The following is a 1,631-nucleotide window of genomic DNA, read 5'->3' on the forward strand; positions in this document are numbered from 1 at the left end:
TTGTGACGAGAAAGCGATAACGGGTGCTATTATGGCACCTGTTTCTCATTCAACCTCCTATTTTGCAGATTGCCCATGATAGACGTGATTAAACGGCTCCTGCTTTGCCGCATTTAAATCTTGTTTTTTGGCAAAAACGATATCTTCGCTGTGGCGTAATTTGCGCCACGGCCTATCGCTCACAAACAACATAGCTAAAACCCCAGCCGCAATAGCACCGGCGATTTTAAATAACAAAATTGCCACCATAAATGCAGGTGTGCTTGCAGTTTGTTCAGGAATGTTTGCCAATGGCAAAAAAACGGTGATGGTTAAAGCAATAACAGCGACAGCAAATAGAAGTGATATAAGTGTTTTATTATTAGACATTATTAGATCCTCTTAAAATTCCTTTTAGGGTAACCAGTCCTTGACGCACTTTCATATGCAAGACCACTACAATATAGCCATCATTGATAGCCCTATCAAACCCATTTTGAGGGAATATTGATCTTAAAAAGAGGCGAAGCTTGATTACGGTAAATAAAACTCGCCAGTTAGATTTTTCTCGATAAACATTAATTAAACTCAAAGTAGAGAATGGCAAGGCTGAGAGACGCCACCAACAACAAAACCAGACCATTAAGCCCGAAGTGATCATTTTTTCTGCGGGTACGCTTTCGTTTCATGACTAATACCGACACGCTTAGCGCGACACAACAGCATAATAACCCGACTAAATAGGTACTCAACGATGCTGACCACTGCTGACGCCCCGTTACGCCCCAAAAATCTTGCACGCCACTAATAAATTCTGGCCGAGCGTAATGAAAGACGATAAGAGCGGCGATAAAAATCGCCCAACCGAAAATATTTACGCCGACCATAGTGCGATATAGCGTATCGTTCTCAATAGGCGTTTTACGTCGATTTTTGCCCTGCCAATCTGCTTTATTCCTTTCCATTCGCTTCTTGCTTCCGATTTTTCTTGAGTCTAAGCGTTACCTGAGTAAGATTACACACCTTGTGAGATTAGCCAAGAAAGGAACACAATATTCTTGCTATTATTTGTGTATTTTTTGTACACAAAAATGTATTTAGGACTCCCCATTAACCCATTTAAAGTAATTTACGGCGTTAGCGTGGCACTTCCCCTAAAAATAATGACATAATTTGGCTCAGCCCAAAATTTAAAATAAATACCCAAAGTGGTTTGGAGAGAAAACATGGCGCAAGCCCCAGTGGCAGATATTTTTGCCGGTAAATATTCAGTAGGTCAGCAAGTTACGGTAAAAGGTTGGGTAAGAACCCGTCGTGACTCAAAAGCTGGTTTATCTTTCATTGCCTTACACGATGGTAGTTGCTTTGATCCCATTCAGGTCATAGCCCTGAATACTCTGAATAATTATACCGACATTCAACGGTTGACCACGAGTTGTTCGATCATCGCCACAGCTGTACTGAAGGCATCTCAGGGTCAAGGCCAGTCTCTTGAAATTAAAGCCAGTCAAGTTGAAGTTGTAGGTTGGGTAGAAAACCCAGACACCTATCCTATGGCCCCCAAGCGCCACAGTTTAGAATACTTACGTGAGCACGCGCATCTGCGCCCGCGTACCAATGTTATTGGTGCGGTAACCCGTGTAAGCAACTGC

General features: G+C 42.4%; 3 protein-coding genes. 1 reads left to right on the top strand and 2 read right to left on the bottom strand.

Features of this window, described 5'->3' with window-relative positions:
- Nucleotides 1-57: 57 nt before the first annotated feature.
- Together KO495_RS02960 and KO495_RS02965 are read right to left on the bottom strand one after the other, a co-directional pair.
- Complete coding sequence (locus tag KO495_RS02960; protein ID WP_215978909.1) at nt 58-369, bottom strand: hypothetical protein; 312 nt, start codon at nt 367-369, stop codon at nt 58-60.
- Between the two features lie 188 nt (nt 370-557).
- Nucleotides 558-944: a hypothetical protein gene (locus KO495_RS02965; RefSeq protein WP_007987751.1), complete on the bottom strand. Its 387-nt coding sequence runs from the start codon at nt 942-944 to the stop codon at nt 558-560.
- A 261-nt stretch (nt 945-1,205) separates the two neighbouring features.
- Here KO495_RS02965 and KO495_RS02970 point away from each other — a divergent pair.
- A partial coding sequence (locus KO495_RS02970) for an OB-fold nucleic acid binding domain-containing protein (protein ID WP_252738773.1) occupies nt 1,206-1,631 on the top strand: 426 nt, incomplete at its 3' end.

The organism is Colwellia sp. D2M02, from assembly GCF_018860755.1.
GTDB lineage: Bacteria > Pseudomonadota > Gammaproteobacteria > Enterobacterales > Alteromonadaceae > Colwellia > Colwellia asteriadis.

What these genes read in the sequence shown, in the direction of transcription:
- KO495_RS02960 (WP_215978909.1), bottom strand. Translation starts at nt 369, where the DNA reads ATGTCTAATAATAAAACACTTATATCACTTCTATTTGCTGTCGCTGTT.
- KO495_RS02965 (WP_007987751.1), bottom strand. Translation starts at nt 944, where the DNA reads ATGGAAAGGAATAAAGCAGATTGGCAGGGCAAAAATCGACGTAAAACG.